Origin of the sequence: Erwinia sp. INIA01, from assembly GCF_025947915.1 — a bacterium.
Taxonomy (GTDB): Bacteria; Pseudomonadota; Gammaproteobacteria; order Enterobacterales; family Enterobacteriaceae; genus Erwinia; species Erwinia coffeiphila.
The window spans coordinates 32144-49509 of record NZ_JAPDNC010000019.1; the positions used below are offsets into that span (position 1 = coordinate 32144).

Genomic DNA, 17366 nt, shown 5'->3' on the forward strand with positions numbered 1-17366 from the left:
CAATTAAGAAACCTGCTTGAAAAAGCAGGTTTTTTTTCGTTTTCAATTTAGTCATTTTTATCTTACGGTTTCCCCCTTCTTAGTAATACCTGCCATACCTGCCATACCTGCCATACCTGCCATACCTGCCATACCTGCCATACCTGCCATACCTGCTATTTTCGTTCGCCCCACTCTGTATCGAGTACTCAGGCGATACACATTTGTATTTCGTCCATATCGGATTGAGCCAGTGGCGTGCACAATCTCTTCCTTACAAATACTCTCCTATCCAATGATGTTTGCCGTTCTCACTAATTTTGCTTTTTGTCTCCAACTTGAGACATGTAATGCATTGTTTTTAAATAGATTTACCTAACTATGCAATGGTTGTCTCCATCTGGAGACGCTTTATCAAGGCTGGTGTCCGCTTTTGGCGACGGTGGTGGAGATGACGTAATGCTAAAAAAGACATTAAAAGTGATAAAAATCATAGCAGTAGAATATTAGGAATTATGGAAGTGCCATTCTGGCACAGGCTGTGCAACACTATAACTGTAGATGCTCATTCCACCCCTTATGTTTGCTGATGCTTCATAAACCTGGGAATGACGCAGAGCCACTTTACGGTACCCGTTGTCCAGCCAGCCAATATCGCTAACGCCTTATTGGAATCCAGGGCACAACGTTGAGTCGGGTACCAATCGGTTGTCTTAACCGACCTGATCGTTACACCTGTCTTCGGGCAGGTGTTTTTTTTGCCCTAAGCGAAAAAAAACCGCTATCTCAGAAAGATAGCGGTTTGATCAACCCGAAACAGCAGCGCCACAACGAAGAGTCCGTGACGCTTCAGCCGCGGCTCAGGAATTATTTTTCAGCGTCAGCAGCAGACCATCCCGGCGCATTGCCGCGGCCTCTTCTGGCTTGTGCTGGCGGTCCAGGGTATCAGCCAGCCATGCATAGTCAAACGCATCAGGCCGCTGCTGTAGCGCAGCGCGGAAGGCTTCGCTGGCCTGTTCCCACTCACCGTGCTGCATCAGCAGCTGCCCCAGCGTGCTGTGGAGCAGCGGCGTGGCACCGTGCTGCTTGATCTGCTGGCGGAGGGCTTTTTCCAGCTGCTCTGGATTACCGGACTTCAGGCGCGGCATCAGCAACACCAGGCGTTCATCATACTGGCGTTTGAGGCCGTCCAGCACAATTTGCTGCGCGGTCTCATGGTCGTCACAGACGATAAGGTGATCCGCCATTGCCACCTGCAGTGCGGTTTCATGCCGCGTTTTACGGCTCTGATTTTGCCACCAGCGTTTCAGACCATCGCTGCCCTGATTGGCCATTGCCTGATTCATCAGGCCCAGCCAGGCCTGCTGCTGTAGAGCGATACGATGGTTGTCGTCGCCGAGCTTCACTTTCTCCATCGCAGGCAGAATATCCAGCAGCGCGCTCCAGGCACCGGTGCGGATATAGGCCTGTTCCGCCAGGCGTAGCACTTCCGGATGGCGCGGGGCGATTTCCAGAAGACGATCGATCCCGTGGCGCGCGGCATGATCCTCATTACGCGCCAGCTGAATACGCACGCGGGTAATCTCTACCGGCAGCGGATCGCCATCATTTAGCTCGGTAGCACGTTCAAGATGCTGATTGGCTCGTGCTTCATCACCGCGCTGCTGTGCTGCTTCAGCCGCCAGCAAATAATTGATCATCGGCTGTTCTGCATGGTCGGCATTGCGCGAAAGCAGTTTTTCAACCTGCTGATGGTCGCCTTCCGCCAGTTTCACCAGTGCGGCCTGGGTCTGTCGGCGCGCACTGCGGCGTTTCCTGCCGGTAAACCAGCCACGGGTACGGGCTCCGGTGCGGAAAATACGGCGCAGCAGCCACTCAATACCGAGGATCACCAGCAGTGACAGGATCAAAATAATCACCAGGCCGGTCACGCTGGTTTCAATATTCCAGTTATCGGTCTGAATCAACACGTAACCTTGATGACCCGCGATCATTGGGCCGAGAACGACACCGGCAATCAACAGCAAAAACAGTAGAAGAACTTTTAACATCGTTATTCTCCCTGCTGCTGTGGAGTGGCCGGAGTTACGGCGGGCTGTGCCAGCAGACTACGCACGCGTGTCTGCATCAGCTTATCAAGCAGCGGCTGGCTCTCCAGTGAGTCAGGAACATCCATTGAGACGCTTTGCTGGCTGAGTTCATCCAGCTGTTCGAGGAAGGCTTTGGTATTGGCATCGTTAGTGTCATACCAGGCACGAACCCAGCCGGACACGGTATCAATCGACTGTTTATAGATTTCATCCTGGTGACGCGGCACGGCCTGTGCGGCAATCAGCAGGCGGGAACGGATATTTTCACGCAGATAGACATCCTGGTTTGGTGCCAGCAGGGGTTCTGCGGTGGTATCGCGGCGACGGATGGTAATAAAATCATCCATGAAGTTATGCCAGCTTTTTACCAGATTTTGCCGCCATTCGCGCAAAGATGACGACAGTTCGCTACTGTTCGCGTCCATCGGTGCATCGTCGTTATCATTATCGGCAAGGCGCAAATTATCAATACCGTTAGACAGCTGGTTCAGCTTGAGGATGATGCCATCATAGTCAACCTGGCTGAGTGCGGAAAGAGTGCTGATATCGTGAGTGAGTGCACGGCGTGCCTCGAGCAGGCTCGGATCGTTCATATCGGCCAGGCTGGCATCGGCGCTTTTCAGCAGCGCCACCGCCGTTGTGACATCCTGATCGCTCCACAGCTTGCGGCCAGCCATTTTGACCAGATAATCCGCCTGTGACAGCATCCAGGTATGCACATCGTTTCCGGAGATAGTTGCCACTTTTTGTTTCAGTTCATCCAACTGCTGGCTTAGTGCGGCCTGCTGTTGCTGAGCGGTATCCAGCGCTTTGGTTTGCGCCGAAAGTTGCTCGATCAGCGACTGTTTATCGCGAGTAGACTGCTGCTGCAAATCGGCAATCTGAGCGGCAAGCGCCTGGCGCGCTTCTTCCTGCTGTGCAGCCTGATGTTTGCCATTCAGCCACAGGCCGACACCCAGCGCTAATGCAATGGCAATTGCCACCGCGCCTAAAACGACGCCGTGATTTTTTGATTTATCCGAAGGCGGCTGCCCGGAGGTTGAGTCTTTAACCGCAGGGGTAACATCTTCAACCATGGCGGAGGAATCTTTTTGTTCCGTCATAATGGCTCATCCCATATTTAAGTGTGATATACCTTAATCTTCCCGCTCGCGAAATCTTAAGAGTATAAGTCCAGTGCGCGCAGCAGCGCGTCATTATCGGCACCCCCGGCGACACAGACGTTCGCCCAGCCCAAATCCCTGGCCAGAGTGGCTAAACGTTCACTGACGACCACCAGCCGACAGTGCAATAACCATGCATCCCGGTCGATGACGGGAAACAGGGCGTAGAGCTGTTGCAGCATTTCTCCACTGGTCACCACCAGCGTATCAATCCCGCGATCTCGCCATCTGCGGCCTTCTTCAGCACCGTGATAATGCTTTGCACAGCGTTGATAGCATTCAATAAACTCTACCTGAGCGCCACGGTTATGCAAAGTTTCCCCCAGCAATTCACGGCCACCGTTACCGCGCAGTATTAGCGCTTTCCTGCCGGCGACCTGCTGAAGCTCAGGCAATTGGATCAAAATTTCACTGATTTCCTGCTCGTGCGGCCAGACGACCGAATGTCCGCTTACCGCGTGCATCGCTAACGCCGTGCTACGGCCTATTGCATAATAGTTCAGACTGGCGGGCCAGGTCTTGCCAACCTGCGTTATCGCCGGATTAGCATAGTGAATGGCATGCTGGGAAAGGATAAAGACCAGATCGTCTGGCCTGAGTGCATCAAGCCGCGAGGGAAGGAGATCGAGCTGACTCCCCGGAGTGAATTCAATCAGAGGGAACGCCCAGGCAGCCTGCCCGCGGCTACGCAGCCTGCTGACCAGTTGGTCAGCGGCCGGTGACGGGCGGGTGACCAGGATATTCATGCTGGCGGATTTCCCTGATAAACTTCAGCCAGAATCTCCCTGGCGCCGTTGTCCAGCAACTCTTCTGCCAGTGAGATCCCCATCTGTTCTGCATCGCCGCGTGGGCCTCGACGCTCACCGCAAATCATCCGACTGCCGTCCGGTGAACCGACCAGGCCACGCAGCCATAGTTGATCCCCTTCCAGCACCGCATAGCTGCCAATCGGCACCTGACAACCGCCTTCCAGACGCGTGTTCATTGCTCGCTCGGCACGAACCCGGCAGGCTGTATCTGCATCATTCAGTGCAGCCAGCAGGCTAATGGTTTCGGTATCGTCAAGGCGGCACTCAATGCCGACTGCACCCTGACCGACGGCGGGCAGCGATTCTTCAGCGGGCATAACCTGGCGGATTCGATCGCCCAGCCCAAGACGCTTCAGACCGGCTACGGCAAGAATAATGGCATCATATTCACCGGCATCCAGCTTGCCCAGGCGAGTACCGACGTTGCCGCGCAGAGAGCGGATCACCAGGTCCGGGCGACGGGCACTAATCTGGCACTGACGGCGCAGGCTTGAGGTGCCAACAATCGCGCCATGTGGCAGTGCATCAACGGAAGCATAATGATGAGAGACAAAAGCATCATGCGGGTCTTCACGCTCGCAGATGGTCACCAGGCCCAGCCCTTCCGGGAATTCAACCGGTACATCTTTCATTGAATGCACGGCGATATCGGCGCGATCGGTGAGCATTGCCTGCTCAAGTTCTTTAACGAACAGCCCTTTACCGCCCACTTTAGCCAGTGGGGTATCAAGGATCACATCGCCGCGTGTAACCATAGGCACCAGCTCAACGCGCAGCCCGGGATGGCAGGCGATCAGGCGCTGCTGTACATATTCTGCCTGCCATAAGGCCAGGGGGCTTTGTCTGGTTGCTATTCTTAAAATTTTGTCTGACATGCTCAATACCGTTTTGATCGTTCATTGATTATCCTATCATTTAACCGCGAAGGCTGTCAGTGAATAGCATTTAAACGACCGTCTGGAGAAGCATCGCGATGGTTTGGCGCAAAAATGTGCTAAACTGTTAACTAGCGCAACTTTCTTTACGGTCAATCTGTCTGATGTTAGATTGATCACGTTTCCAGCAATAATCTGCACGACTATTTTTAAAGCAAACGGCAGATTTTGGAAAAAAGAGTTCTTGTATACCCTTCTCTCTAAGGGTGTAAGCACTGGGATAATCAGGCGAGACGTCTTGTACCTCTACATTGAGACACTGAAACAGAGACTGGATGCCATTAACCAGCTGCGCGTCGATCGCGCACTGGCTGCGATGGGACCTGCGTTCCAACAGGTTTACAGTCTGCTGCCGACCTTACTACATTATCATCATCCGCTGATGCCGGGTTACCTTGAGGGTAACGTTCCACATGGCATCAGCTTCTACACGCCTGATGAAAATCAACTTGTCTATCTTAATGATTTGCAAGTTAAATCAGACAGCTCCGTGACCGCACCTCCGCGCGGCGAAATGCCGATTACCGGGGTGTATTCCATGGGGAGCACGTCTTCCGTCGGGCAAAATGCCACATCCGATCTTGATATCTGGGTCTGCCACCAGTCGTGGCTGGACAATCAAGAGCGTCTGGCCCTGCAGAAAAAATGCACGCTGCTACAAAACTGGTGTGCGGCGATGGGCGTTGAGGTCAGCTTCTTCCTGATTGATGAAAACCGCTTCCGCCACAACGAAAGTGGCAGCCTCGGCGGCGAGGACTGCGGTTCAACCCAACACATTCTGCTGCTGGATGAGTTTTACCGCACGGCGGTCCGCATGGCGGGGAAACGTATTCTGTGGAATATGGTGCCGCGTGAAGAAGAAGAGCACTACGACGACTATGTGATGTCGCTGTATCAGCAGGGCGTGCTGACGCCGAACGAATGGCTGGATCTCGGTGGTCTGGGTACGCTATCGGCGGAAGAGTACTTTGGTGCCAGTCTGTGGCAGCTGTATAAGAGCATTGACTCCCCTTATAAGGCCGTGTTGAAAACGCTGCTACTGGAAGCGTATTCGTGGGAATACCCGGATACTCGTCTGCTGGCGATGGACATTAAACAGCGCCTGCACGATGGCGAGATCGTTTCCTACGGTCTGGACCCGTACTGCATGATGCTGGAGCGAGTCACACGTTACCTTATTAGCATTGACGACCATGCGCGTCTTGACCTGGTACGCCGATGTTTCTACCTCAAAGTGTGTGAGAAACTGTCTCAGGAGACTGAGCACTCCGGCTGGCGTCGGGAAATACTCAGCCAGCTGGTAACAGAATGGGGTTGGGATACGCAGCGTCTTGAGGTGCTGGATAGCCGGGCCGACTGGAAAATCGGCCGGGTGCGCGAGGCGCATAATGAATTACTGGATGCGATGATGCAGAGTTATCGCAACCTGATCCGCTTTGCCCGCCGTAATAATCTCAGCGTCAGCGCCAGTCCGCAGGATATTGGCGTATTAACGCGTAAGCTTTATGCCGCTTTCGAAGCATTACCGGGTAAGGTGACGCTGGTCAATCCACAGATCTCTCCCGATCTGTCCGAGCAGCATCTGACCTTTATCCATGTCCCGAACGGCCGCGCCAACCGCGCGGGCTGGTATCTGTACAATCAGTCGCCGGACATGAGTTCCATCATCAGCCATCAGCCGCTGGAATATAACCGCTATCTGAACAAGCTGGTGGCGTGGGCGTGGTTTAACGGTCTGCTGACCAGCAAAACGCGGCTGCATATGAAGGGCAACGAGGTTTGTGATCTTGCCCGCCTGCAGGAGCTGGTTGCCGATGTATCGCACCATTTCCCGCTGCGCCTGCCAGCGCCAACGCCAAAAGCGCTCTACAGTCCCTGCGAGATCCGCCATCTGGCGATCATCGTTAACCTGGAATACGACCCGACTTCGGCCTTCCGTAATCAGGTGGTTCACTTTGATTTCCGCAAGCTGGATGTGTTCAGCTTTGGTGCTGAGCAGCAGTGTCTGGTTGGTAGTGTCGATCTGCTGTATCGCAACTCGTGGAATGAAGTGCGTACGCTGCACTTTAACGGCGAGCAGGCGATGATTGAGGCGCTGAAAACCATTCTGGGCAAAATGCATCAGGATGCCGCGCCGCCGGATGCGGTAGAGGTCTTCTGCTACAGCCAGCACCTGCGTGGGCTGATCCGTACCCGTGTTCAACAGCTGGTTTCAGAGTGCGTTGAGCTGCGGCTTTCCAGCACTCGCCAAGAGCCAGGTCGCTTCAAAGCGCTGCGCGTGGCGGGGCAGACATGGGGACTGTTCTTTGAGCGCCTGAGCGTTTCGGTACAGAAGCTGGAAAATGCCGTTGAATTTTACGGTGCGATCTCTAACAACAAGCTTCACGGCCTGTCGCTGAAGGTTGAAACGAATCAGACCCGGCTGCCGGCGGTGGTCAATGGCTATGCCAGCGAAGGCATTATCCAGTTCTTCTTCGAAGATACACTCGACGATCACGGCTTCAATATCTATATCCTGGATGAAACCAATCGGGTGGAGGTTTATCACCACTGCGAAGGCAGCAAGGAAGAGCTGGTGCGTGACGTCAGCCGTTTCTATTCGTCATCGCACGATCGTTTCACCTACGGCTCCAGCTTTATTAACTTTAACCTGCCGCAGTTCTATCAAATTGTTCAGGTTGAAGAGCGATTCCAGGTGATTCCCTTCCGCAGCCAGACGCTGACTCAGCTTTGCGCTGCCGTGCCGAACAGTGAAATCAGCAGCGATTATCCCCAGCGCTATCAGATGCATTGAGGCCGCTGGCATTCATCCAATTTGATTCTGCTTTTCCTGTTGCTTTTCAGTCTTCACCTGCGATGATAGACAGCAACGGGTATCTTTTTACGAGCAGAATGAGAATGAAAAAAGCTATTTGCCAGCTGGCAATGTTACTTGCCGTTGTCAGCCTGGCGGGATGCGGACTCAAAGGGCCGCTCTACTTCCCGGCAGACGAAACGAGCAAACCGCAGGCCACTCAGACCTCTTCGCCGACGCAGTCCGGCAGCAGCGTGTCATCTCCTGCCACGACCTCCGGGCAGGATGTTAAACCGGTCCAGTAAACTATGACACACTCGGCGGAGCAGAAAATGCAGTTCTCGAAAATGCACGGTCTCGGCAATGACTTTATGGTGGTCGATGCCGTTACGCAAAACGTTTACTTCTCACCTGAGCTGATCCGTCGACTGGCGGATCGCAATCTGGGGATCGGCTTCGATCAGCTGCTGATCGTTGAGCCGCCTTACGATCCCGATCTCGATTTCCATTACCGCATTTTCAACGCTGACGGCAGCGAAGTCGCCCAGTGCGGCAACGGTGCACGCTGTTTCGCCCGCTTCGTTCGCTTAAAAGGCCTGACGAATAAAAGCGATATTCGCGTCAGTACGCAAACGGGCCGTATGGTGCTGAGCGTGAATCAGGATGAACTGGTTTGCGTGAATATGGGCGAGCCTAACTTCGAGCCTCAGCAGGTACCGTTCCGCGCGAATAAAGCCGAAAACATTTACCTGATGCGGGCCGCAGAACAGACCGTGATGTGTGGCGTGGTGTCGATGGGTAACCCACACTGCGTCCTGCAGGTGGATAGCGTGAAGACCGCCGCTGTCGAAACGCTGGGACCGGTGCTGGAAAGCCATGAACGCTTCCCTGAACGCGTGAACGTCGGCTTTATGGAAGTGGTCAACCGCGAGCACATTCGCCTGCGCGTGTATGAGCGCGGCGCGGGTGAAACCCAGGCCTGCGGTAGCGGAGCCTGTGCGGCAGTCGCGGTGGGTATTCAGCAGGGGCTGCTGTCAGAGAAAGTGCGTGTTGACCTGCCGGGCGGCACGCTAAACATTGCCTGGAAAGGGCCGGGGCATCCGCTGTTTATGACCGGGCCAGCCACTCACGTTTACGACGGGTTTATTCATCTATGAAAACTGTCGGGGAGCCACAACAGGACAGCAGCGAAGTGCTGCTGGACGATCGCCTTGTTGGCGATTACCTGCTGCAAAATCCAGACTTCTTTATTCGCAATGCCCGCCAGGTTGAGCAGATGATGGTGCCGCATCCGATCCGCGGTACCGTTTCGCTGGTGGAGTGGCAGCTGGCGCGGCAGCGCAACCATATTCATCAGCTTGAAGAAGAAATCACCCTGCTGATGGAGCAGGCCAGCGCGAACCAGCAGCTGTTCGAGCGTCTGTTCACCCTACAGGGACGGCTGGCCTCGGCATCAAGCCTGCAGGACATGCTGAATCGTCTGCATCTGTGGGCGCGTGAACTTGGGCTGGCGGGAGCGAATATCCGACTGTTTAGCGAACAATGGCGTATTGGTGCGCCGTCTGATTTCACTCAGCTTGCGCTGCCAAGACCGGCATTTGAATCGGTGCGTATTCAGCGGCTGGGTAAAGAGAACCACTACCTTGGCAATCTTAACGGGCCTGAGCTGCTGCTGCTGCTCCCGCAGGCGAAAGCCGTGGGATCGGTCGCGATGTCGCTGCTCGGCGAGCGTGGCGATCTTGGTGTACTGATCTTCAGCAGCCGCGATAAGCAGCACTACCAGCGCGGCATGGGAACGGTACTGCTCCAGCATCTGTCGTTAATGCTTCCCGATCTGCTGTCGCGCTGGATTGAGCGCGCGTGAGCAGTGAATCGCCCCTGCTTCCTGCCGTAGAGGGCTTTCTGCGTTACCTGAAAGTTGAACGCCAGCTTAGCGCTCTGACCCTGATTAACTATCGTCGGCAGCTAACGGTGGTGGTTGAACTGCTGGATGCATTAAAAGTCACTGACTGGACGCGCCTTGATGCTGCACTGGTTCGTACGCTGGCCGCCCGCAGCAGCCGCAGCGGACTGAAGCCAGCCAGCCTTGCTCTGCGTCTTTCCGCACTGCGCAGCTTCCTCGACTGGCTGATTAGCCAGGGAACGATTCAGGCCAATCCGGCGAAAGGCGTTGCCACGCCGCGTGCGCCACGACACCTGCCAAAGAACATCGATGTCGATGAAGTTAACCAACTGCTGGAAATCGATCTCAACGACCCGCTGGCGGTGCGCGATCGTGCCATGCTGGAAGTGATGTACGGCGCGGGTTTGCGCCTCTCTGAGCTGACCGGCATTGACGTAAACCATCTTGAACTGGCATCCGGCGAAGTCTGGGTAACCGGTAAGGGCAGTAAAGAACGTCGCCTGCCGATGGGGAAAACGGCGGTACTCTGGCTGGAACACTGGCTGGCGCTGCGGGAGCTGTTCTCACCGCAGGACAACGCGCTGTTCCTGTCTAAACTGGGCAAACGTATCTCCGCGCGTAACGTGCAGAAGCGCTTTGCCGAATGGGGTATTAAGCAGGGCCTGTCCAGCCACGTTCATCCCCATAAACTGCGCCATTCATTTGCGACACATATGCTGGAGTCCAGCGGCGATCTGCGCGCAGTGCAGGAGTTGCTTGGGCATGCCAATCTGGCAACCACCCAGATTTATACCCATCTTGATTTCCAACACCTGGCGTCCGTGTACGACGCTGCACATCCCCGTGCGAAACGAGGAAAGACCTGATGCATTTTTACCGACCACCGCGTCCGATCGCGGCGATGACCTTCGATCTCGATGATACGCTGTACGACAATTATCCGGTTATCGCACGAACCACAAAAGAATCTCACGCCGCATTACAGGCCCATCATCCGGCGCTAAAAGATTATAGCGTGGAGCAGTATCAGCAGGTGCGTCAGCGACTGCTGCTCGCCGAACCGGAGATCTACCATGATGTCAGCGAGTGGCGGCGTCGCGCCGTTGAGCAGTCGATGCTGGATGTGGGGCTGGCTCCCGCCCAGGCGGCCGACGGCTCGCGCGAAGTGATGTCCGTATTCGCTGAATGGCGTAGCAAAATCACCATCTCTGATGAAAACCATGCAACGCTGGCGGCACTGGCAGAGCGTATTCCTCTGGTGGCGATCACCAACGGTAACGCTGAGCCGCATCTGTTTGGGCTGGATAAATACTTCCAGTTTATCCTGCGCGCGGGCCCCGATGGCCGTGCCAAGCCGTATCAGGATATGTACCACACTGCCGCAGAACGGTTGAATCTGGCACCGGAACGCATTCTGCACGTGGGTGACGATCTCACCACCGACGTTGCCGGTGCAGTGCGCTGCGGGATGCAGGCCTGCTGGATCAATTTACGCGGTGGCAATCTGATGCATATCGATGATGCGCGTCTGCTCCCAACGCTGGAGATTTCTCAGTTGGCATCGCTGACTGCGTTGTTATAATAAACTGGTTAAATAACCAGTAGGGCGGTGTGCCGCCCTCTACCCCGATGGTGCTTATGGACGTTTCCGATCTGCTCGACAGCCTGAATGACAAACAACGCGAAGCCGTCGCCGCGCCGCGCAGCAACCTGCTGGTGCTGGCGGGTGCCGGCAGTGGTAAAACCCGCGTCCTGGTTCACCGTATTGCCTGGCTGATGGCGGTTGAAAACTGTTCCCCTTACTCCATCATGGCGGTGACCTTTACCAACAAAGCCGCCGCTGAGATGCGTCACCGCATCGAACAGCTGATTGGAACCAGCCAGGGGGGAATGTGGATTGGGACCTTCCACGGACTCGCTCATCGCCTGCTGCGCGCCCACCATCTGGATGCCAACCTGCCGCAGGATTTTCAGATCCTCGACAGTGAAGACCAGCTTCGGCTGTTGAAGCGTCTGATCAAGGCGATGAATCTTGATGAGAAGCAGTGGCCTGCACGTCAGGGCATGTGGTACATCAACGGCAAAAAAGATGAAGGGCTGCGCCCGAAAAATATTGAGAGCTACGGCAACCCGATTGAACAGACCTGGTTACGCATCTATCAGGCCTATCAGGAAGCCTGCGATCGTGCCGGCCTGGTGGACTTTGCCGAACTGCTGCTGCGCGCGCACGAGTTGTGGCTGAACAAGCCGCATATTCTTAATCACTACCGCGAACGTTTCACCAATATCCTGGTGGACGAATTCCAGGATACCAACAACATTCAGTATGCGTGGATTCGCATGCTGGCCGGCGACAGCGGCAAGGTGATTATCGTCGGCGATGACGATCAGTCTATCTACGGCTGGCGTGGTGCGCAGGTTGAGAACATCCAGCGCTTCCTGAACGATTTCCCGGGGGCGGAAACCATTCGCCTCGAGCAGAACTATCGCTCCACCAATAATATTCTGAAAGCCGCTAACGCCCTGATCGCCAATAACAATGGCCGTCTGGGCAAAGAGCTGTGGACCGACGGCAGCGACGGTGAACCAATTGCCCTCTATTGTGCCTTTAACGAGCTGGATGAAGCGCGCTTTGTGGTTAATCGCATCAAAGTGTGGATGGAAAACGGCGGAGCGCTGAATGACTGCGCGATCCTCTATCGCAGCAACGCCCAGTCGCGCGTGCTGGAAGAGGCGCTGCTGCAAACCAGCATGCCTTACCGCATTTATGGCGGCATGCGCTTCTTCGAGCGTCAGGAAATCAAGGACGCGCTGGCCTACCTGCGTCTGATTGCCAACCGTAATGACGATGCCGCCTTTGAGCGTGTGATCAATACGCCAACACGCGGTATTGGCGATCGTACCCTCGACGTGGTGCGGCAGACCGCTCGTGAGCGTCAGTTGACGATGTGGCAAAGCTCACGCGCGCTGCTGCAGGAAAAAGCGCTGGCAGGGCGTGCCGCCTCGGCGCTGCAACGATTTATTGAGCTGGTGGACTCGCTGGCGCAGGAAACCACCGAACTGCCGCTGCATGTGCAGACTGACCGGGTGATCAAAGATTCCGGCCTGTGGCTGATGTACGAGCAGGAAAAGGGTGAAAAGGGTCAGGCGCGCGTCGAAAACCTTGAAGAGCTGGTCAACGCCACACGTCAGTACAGTTATCAGGATGAAGATGAAGACCTGATGCCGCTACAGGCTTTCCTCTCTCATGCGGCGCTGGAAGCGGGCGAAGGGCAGGCGGATAAGTGGCAGGATGCGGTGCAGCTGATGACCATGCATGCGGCCAAAGGGCTGGAGTTTATGCAGGTATTTATCGTCGGCATGGAAGAGGGCATGTTCCCCAGCCAGATGTCGCTGGATGAAGGCGGAAGGCTGGAAGAAGAGCGTCGTCTGGCTTACGTCGGCGTCACCCGCGCGATGCAAAAGCTGACGCTGACCTACGCGGAAACGCGCCGCCTGTATGGCAAAGAGGTCTATCACCGGCCTTCACGCTTTGTCGGAGAGCTGCCGGAAGAGTGCGTTGAAGAGGTGCGCCTGCGCGCCAGCGTCAGCCGCCCGGTCAGCCATCAGCGTATGGGTACGCCGGTAGCGAAAAACGACAGCGGCTTTACCCTTGGGCAGCGCGTTCTCCACGCCAAGTTCGGTGAGGGGACGATTGTTAACCTGGAAGGCAGCGGTGAACACAGCCGTCTGCAGGTGGCGTTCCAGGGACAGGGCATCAAATGGCTGGTTGCTGCGTACGCGAAGCTGGAAGCGCTGTGATGAAAGGTGGGCCCGCTTGACGCCTTTTTCGTCTCAGCGTAACATGCGCCCACCATTACCCTAAGAGGACATTCGCCTTGGACACACCCAGTAGATACTGGCTCATTGACCTGCACACCAGGTACAACTCCTAAGGCTATCCTCTTTTGCCGATAGCCTTCGTGGTTGTTGGCGACCGCATTCCCCGTCGCTCTGAGTCAGATCTGTTCGCTGACTGAAACGCATGTTTCCCGTGTTCAAGCGCTCTGTCCCACTAGTCACTGCGAATTGGGAGTATTGCTATGCTGAGCGCATTTAAACTGGACCAGAGCCGTCTGACCCGTCTTGAGCTGGATGATGCCAGCGAAGAGCTGACCGGCTCCGTCTGGGTCGATCTGATCGAGCCAGAAGAAGCTGAGCGAGACCGCGTCCAGACCGAGCTGGGCCAGAGCCTGGCCACCCGTCCTGAACTGGAAGACATCGAAGCATCGGCACGTTTCTTCGAAGACGAAGACGGCCTGCACATCCACTCCTTCTTTTTCTTTGAAGATGCTGAAGATCACGCCGGTAACTCAACGGTGGCGTTTACCATTCGTGAAGGGCGTTTATACACCCTGCGCGAGCGCGAGCTGCCCGCCTTCCGTCTTTACCGCATGCGTGCGCGCAATCAGGTTCTGACCGACGGCAATGCCTATGAGCTATTGCTGGATCTGTTTGAAACCAAAATCGAACAGCTTGCCGATGAGATAGAAAATATCTACAGCGATCTGGAAAAACTCAGCCGGGTCATTATGGAAGGGCAGCAGGGCGATGAGTTTGACGCCGCGCTGTCTACGCTGGCCGAGCTGGAAGATATCGGCTGGAAGGTGCGTCTGTGCCTGATGGATACCCAGCGCGCCCTCAACTTCCTGGTGCGTAAAGCGCGTCTGCCGGTTAATCAGCTGGAACAGGCCCGCGAAATCCTGCGGGATATCGAATCCCTGCTGCCGCACAACGAATCGCTGTTCCAGAAGGTTAACTTCCTGATGCAGGCGGCAATGGGCTTTATCAACATTGAGCAGAACCGCATTATTAAAATCTTCTCGGTGGTATCGGTAGTCTTCCTGCCGCCAACGCTGGTGGCATCCAGCTACGGGATGAACTTTGAGTTTATGCCGGAACTGCGGTGGAGCTTTGGTTATCCGGGAGCCATTACCCTGATGATCCTCGCCGGGCTGGCACCGTACGCCTACTTTAAGCGTAAAAACTGGCTCTGATTGCCGTTGGCTCAGCCTGATTTATCGGGCTGGGCCGGTCTTTACTCTCTCAAAATGTTTCACGATCTGGTACTCCGTCCACGCTGCGGGTAATCTGTAAGTTCTTATTTCAGCTGAGATCGCTTCACTCTATGGAACGGTTATCCCTGCGATACCAGTGGGCGCTGCTGCTCATTACATCGCTGCTGTTGGGGTCTGTCCTGCAGGTTTTTCATGTACCGGCTGCGCTGTTACTGGGCCCGATGATAGTCGGCGTGGTAATGGGGTTGAGCGGTGCGCAGATCCGCATCAGTAAACGCCTGTTTGTACTGTGCCAGGCCGTGCTGGGCTGCATGATTGCCCAGAGCCTTTCGCCTTCCATTCTTCAACCGCTGCTGGCCGACTGGCCCATCGTCCTGTCCGTGCTTCTGCTCACGCTGGCAGCCAGCGGACTGTCCGGCTATCTGCTGGTGCGCTTCAGCGACCTGCCTGGTCCGACCGGCGCGTGGGGTTCCTCCCCCGGAGGCGCATCCGCAATGGTGGCAATGGCCGGTGATTTTGGGGCGGATACCCGACTGGTGGCATTTATGCAGTATCTGCGCGTGCTGTTTGTCGCTGCCGCTGCCGCGATAGTGGCACGTATCAGCCTGGGCGACAGCGCGCAGTCCAGCGGGCTGGAGTGGTTTCCGCATCTGGGGTGGGGGTTTGCCGCGACGCTGGCGGTGATTGTGCTCGGGGCGGTGCTCGGTCAGAAATTCCGTATTCCCTCCGGCGCATTGCTGTTGCCCGCGCTGATCGGGGCGACTCTGCATTCCAGCGGTACGGTAACGTTACAGGTGCCAGAGTGGCTGCTGGCGCTGGCGTATGCGCTGATTGGCTGGACGGTTGGTCTGCGTTTTACGCGTCCGGTCTTTCTGCTGGCCCTGCGCACGTTACCGCAAATGGTGGTGTCGATTATCGGCCTGATGCTGCTGTGCGGCGCGATGGCGTGGATGCTGACCCGGGTACTGCATGTCGACATGCTGACGGCGTATCTGGCGACCAGCCCTGGCGGGCTGGACACCGTTGCGATTATTGCTGCCGGTAGCCGGGTCGATCTGGCTTTTGTGATGGCGATGCAGACGCTACGCCTGTTCTCCATCCTGCTGACCGGCCCGGCAATGGCCCGATTTCTTTCACGCTATGCGCGACGGTGATCGGTGCAGCGTCCAGAGTGCGTCCGCGATAAACAATGCGAGCGCCGCCCAGATAAAGCCGAAGGTCACGGCTTTATCTGACGTCATCTGCTCACCGTAGAACAGCACGGCCAACAGGAACATCAGCGTCGGGCCAAGATACTGGAAGAATCCTACGGTAGAGAGGCGCAGGCGTGTGCAGGCGGCGGTAAACAGCATCAGCGGGACGGTGGTGATAATCCCGGCGGCGGCCAGCAGAATATTCAGGCTTGCCGCATTGTTGCCGAGGTGGCTGGTGGGACTGTCGACGATGGCGAACAAATAGACGGCAGCGGGAACCAGCAGCCAGCTGGTTTCAACCAGCATGCCGGTTTGTGCATCCACCGCAATTTTCTTACGCAGTAGCCCATACATTGAGAATGTCGCCGCAAGGCCAAGCGCGATAACGGGCACTGAACCGAACTTCCACAGCTGAACCAGCACGCCGCAGGTGGCAAGCGCAACGGCCAGCCACTGTAAACGGCGGAAGCGCTCGCCAAGAAACAGCATACCGACCAGAACGTTTAGCAGCGGGTTGATAAAGTAACCGAGGCTGGCTTCCAACATATGATGATTGTTTACCGCCCAGATATACAGCAGCCAGTTGCTGCAGATCACCACGGCGGATACGGCCAGCAGCAGCACCTTTTTCGGCTGGGCGGCAATGGCGCGAATATTACGCCAGCTGCGGCTGATGCTGATTAGTACCAGCATAAAAAAGAAGGACCAGATAACCCGATGGGTCATGATCTCCCCGGCGGGCACCTGCTGGATCAGTTTGAAATAAACCGGGGCCACACCCCAGATAAAGTACGCCCCCAGCGCAAAGAGCACGCCCTGGCGTGTTTGTTGTGGATTCATTTCTTAACCAATCATATAGGTAGCAGTAGCGCTGGCAATGTGAACACCGGCATCGTTATGGAGTTCAACGCGGGCAACGGAGACTTTGTTACCGCCGCGCAGCAGGCTACTGCTGGCGACAAAACGCTCGCCGCGCCCTGGCCGCAGGTAATCCACGCGCAGATCGATGGTGCCCATGCGCGACAGGCGCTGGCGAAGCTCTTCTTCGGTGATGCTTTGCTGACGAGTCAGCGCGCTGCTGACGCAGACCAGACCCGCCGCAACGTCCAGCACCGAGGCAATCACCCCGCCGTGCAGGATTTTCTGCGCATAGTTGCCGACCAGCATAGTTTGATTCGCCAGGCTTAGCTGAGCAAAGTCCGGTTCAAGGCGATCCAGCTCCAGCCCGAGCGAGCGGTTGAAGGGCATATCATAAACAAAAATTTCGCCAATCAGCCGACGTGCTGCCGCCTGATCCAAAGGTAACGCTGACATTATTGTGATCCTGTAAAGCCGGGGAAAAGTAAATCAAAGGTTAATGAGGTGAGTATCTTATGCTTCGTTGGCAGTGCTTTCCACTTTCAGAAAACAGCACTAAAGCGGGCAGCACTTTATGTGTAGAAT

16 protein-coding genes are annotated in these 17366 nt (G+C 55.8%); 10 read left to right on the forward strand and 6 right to left on the reverse strand.

Features of this window, described 5'->3' with window-relative positions; genetic code table 11:
* Positions 1–839 precede the first annotated feature (839 nt).
* From hemY to hemC, 4 genes are read right to left on the reverse strand one after another with little or no spacing between them, the layout of a single operon-like run.
* Positions 840–2030 carry a protoheme IX biogenesis protein HemY gene (hemY, locus tag OMR58_RS23895; RefSeq protein WP_264547155.1) on the reverse strand — a complete coding sequence of 397 codons (1191 nt, stop codon included), beginning with the start codon at positions 2028–2030 and terminating at the stop codon, positions 840–842.
* Between the two features lie 2 nt (positions 2031–2032).
* Positions 2033–3172 (reverse strand): uroporphyrinogen-III C-methyltransferase, encoded by a 1140-nt coding sequence (gene hemX, locus OMR58_RS23900; protein ID WP_264547156.1) that lies wholly within the window; start codon positions 3170–3172, stop codon positions 2033–2035.
* A 56-nt stretch (positions 3173–3228) separates the two neighbouring features.
* Positions 3229–3978, reverse strand: coding sequence for a uroporphyrinogen-III synthase (gene hemD / locus OMR58_RS23905; protein WP_200547538.1), 750 nt, complete (start codon positions 3976–3978; stop codon positions 3229–3231).
* Positions 3975–4916 carry a hydroxymethylbilane synthase gene (gene hemC / locus OMR58_RS23910; protein ID WP_200547539.1) on the reverse strand — a complete coding sequence of 314 codons (942 nt, stop codon included), beginning with the start codon at positions 4914–4916 and terminating at the stop codon, positions 3975–3977. Before hemC ends, hemD begins: the two co-directional genes overlap by 4 nt.
* 298 nt (positions 4917–5214) lie before the next feature.
* Here hemC and OMR58_RS23915 point away from each other — a divergent pair, with 298 nt between their 5' ends.
* From OMR58_RS23915 to OMR58_RS23955, 10 genes are all read left to right on the forward strand, one after another.
* A complete protein-coding gene (locus tag OMR58_RS23915; protein WP_200562719.1) occupies positions 5215–7770 on the forward strand; it encodes a class I adenylate cyclase in 2556 nt (851 codons plus the stop codon).
* A 104-nt stretch (positions 7771–7874) separates the two neighbouring features.
* The gene (gene lptM, locus OMR58_RS23920; protein WP_200547541.1) at positions 7875–8075 is read left to right on the forward strand and encodes an LPS translocon maturation chaperone LptM; all 201 of its coding nucleotides are present in this window, start codon (positions 7875–7877) and stop codon (positions 8073–8075) included.
* Positions 8076–8102: 27 nt separating this feature from the next.
* Positions 8103–8927, forward strand: coding sequence for a diaminopimelate epimerase (gene dapF, locus OMR58_RS23925; RefSeq protein WP_105595188.1), 825 nt, complete (start codon positions 8103–8105; stop codon positions 8925–8927).
* Positions 8924–9634 (forward strand): DUF484 domain-containing protein, encoded by a 711-nt coding sequence (locus tag OMR58_RS23930; protein WP_200562721.1) that lies wholly within the window; start codon positions 8924–8926, stop codon positions 9632–9634. Before dapF ends, OMR58_RS23930 begins: the two co-directional genes overlap by 4 nt.
* Positions 9631–10539 (forward strand): tyrosine recombinase XerC, encoded by a 909-nt coding sequence (gene xerC, locus OMR58_RS23935; RefSeq protein ID WP_264547157.1) that lies wholly within the window; start codon positions 9631–9633, stop codon positions 10537–10539. The genes OMR58_RS23930 and xerC overlap by 4 nt, the downstream gene beginning before the upstream one ends.
* On the forward strand, positions 10539–11255 hold the full coding sequence (yigB, locus tag OMR58_RS23940) for a 5-amino-6-(5-phospho-D-ribitylamino)uracil phosphatase YigB (RefSeq protein WP_105595150.1): 717 nt from the start codon (positions 10539–10541) through the stop codon (positions 11253–11255). Before xerC ends, yigB begins: the two co-directional genes overlap by 1 nt.
* Before the next feature lie 56 nt (positions 11256–11311).
* Positions 11312–13474, forward strand: a complete 2163-nt coding sequence (uvrD, locus tag OMR58_RS23945) for a DNA helicase II (protein WP_105595151.1) — start codon at positions 11312–11314, stop codon at positions 13472–13474.
* Positions 13475–13551: 77 nt separating this feature from the next.
* Positions 13552–13608: a YsgD/CorL family protein gene (ysgD, locus tag OMR58_RS26105; RefSeq protein ID WP_370569929.1), complete on the forward strand. Its 57-nt coding sequence runs from the start codon at positions 13552–13554 to the stop codon at positions 13606–13608.
* Positions 13609–13755: 147 nt separating this feature from the next.
* Positions 13756–14709, forward strand: coding sequence for a magnesium/cobalt transporter CorA (corA, locus tag OMR58_RS23950; RefSeq protein ID WP_200547545.1), 954 nt, complete (start codon positions 13756–13758; stop codon positions 14707–14709).
* Positions 14710–14840: 131 nt separating this feature from the next.
* Positions 14841–15884 (forward strand): AbrB family transcriptional regulator, encoded by a 1044-nt coding sequence (locus tag OMR58_RS23955; RefSeq protein WP_105595153.1) that lies wholly within the window; start codon positions 14841–14843, stop codon positions 15882–15884.
* Here the strand turns inward: OMR58_RS23955 and rarD are convergent.
* Both rarD and OMR58_RS23965 read right to left on the reverse strand, forming a co-directional pair.
* A complete protein-coding gene (gene rarD / locus OMR58_RS23960; protein WP_200562727.1) occupies positions 15864–16763 on the reverse strand; it encodes an EamA family transporter RarD in 900 nt (299 codons plus the stop codon). The two genes, OMR58_RS23955 and rarD, sit on opposite strands and share 21 nt — an antisense overlap.
* Before the next feature lie 3 nt (positions 16764–16766).
* The gene (locus OMR58_RS23965) at positions 16767–17237 is read right to left on the reverse strand and encodes a thioesterase family protein (protein ID WP_200547547.1); all 471 of its coding nucleotides are present in this window, start codon (positions 17235–17237) and stop codon (positions 16767–16769) included.
* Positions 17238–17366 lie beyond the last annotated feature (129 nt).

Excerpts from the sequence above, each read along its gene's own strand:
- dapF (WP_105595188.1), top strand. The coding sequence starts at position 8,103 with ATGCAGTTCTCGAAAATGCACGGTCTCGGCAATGACTTTATGGTGGTC.
- corA (WP_200547545.1), top strand. The coding sequence starts at position 13,756 with ATGCTGAGCGCATTTAAACTGGACCAGAGCCGTCTGACCCGTCTTGAG.
- uvrD (WP_105595151.1), top strand. The coding sequence starts at position 11,312 with ATGGACGTTTCCGATCTGCTCGACAGCCTGAATGACAAACAACGCGAA.
- hemY (WP_264547155.1), bottom strand. The coding sequence starts at position 2,030 with ATGTTAAAAGTTCTTCTACTGTTTTTGCTGTTGATTGCCGGTGTCGTT.
- OMR58_RS23965 (WP_200547547.1), bottom strand. The coding sequence starts at position 17,237 with ATGTCAGCGTTACCTTTGGATCAGGCGGCAGCACGTCGGCTGATTGGC.
- yigB (WP_105595150.1), top strand. The coding sequence starts at position 10,539 with ATGCATTTTTACCGACCACCGCGTCCGATCGCGGCGATGACCTTCGAT.
- OMR58_RS23930 (WP_200562721.1), top strand. The coding sequence starts at position 8,924 with ATGAAAACTGTCGGGGAGCCACAACAGGACAGCAGCGAAGTGCTGCTG.
- lptM (WP_200547541.1), top strand. The coding sequence starts at position 7,875 with ATGAAAAAAGCTATTTGCCAGCTGGCAATGTTACTTGCCGTTGTCAGC.
- hemX (WP_264547156.1), bottom strand. The coding sequence starts at position 3,172 with ATGACGGAACAAAAAGATTCCTCCGCCATGGTTGAAGATGTTACCCCT.
- rarD (WP_200562727.1), bottom strand. The coding sequence starts at position 16,763 with ATGAATCCACAACAAACACGCCAGGGCGTGCTCTTTGCGCTGGGGGCG.
- hemD (WP_200547538.1), bottom strand. The coding sequence starts at position 3,978 with ATGAATATCCTGGTCACCCGCCCGTCACCGGCCGCTGACCAACTGGTC.
- OMR58_RS23955 (WP_105595153.1), top strand. The coding sequence starts at position 14,841 with ATGGAACGGTTATCCCTGCGATACCAGTGGGCGCTGCTGCTCATTACA.
- hemC (WP_200547539.1), bottom strand. The coding sequence starts at position 4,916 with ATGTCAGACAAAATTTTAAGAATAGCAACCAGACAAAGCCCCCTGGCC.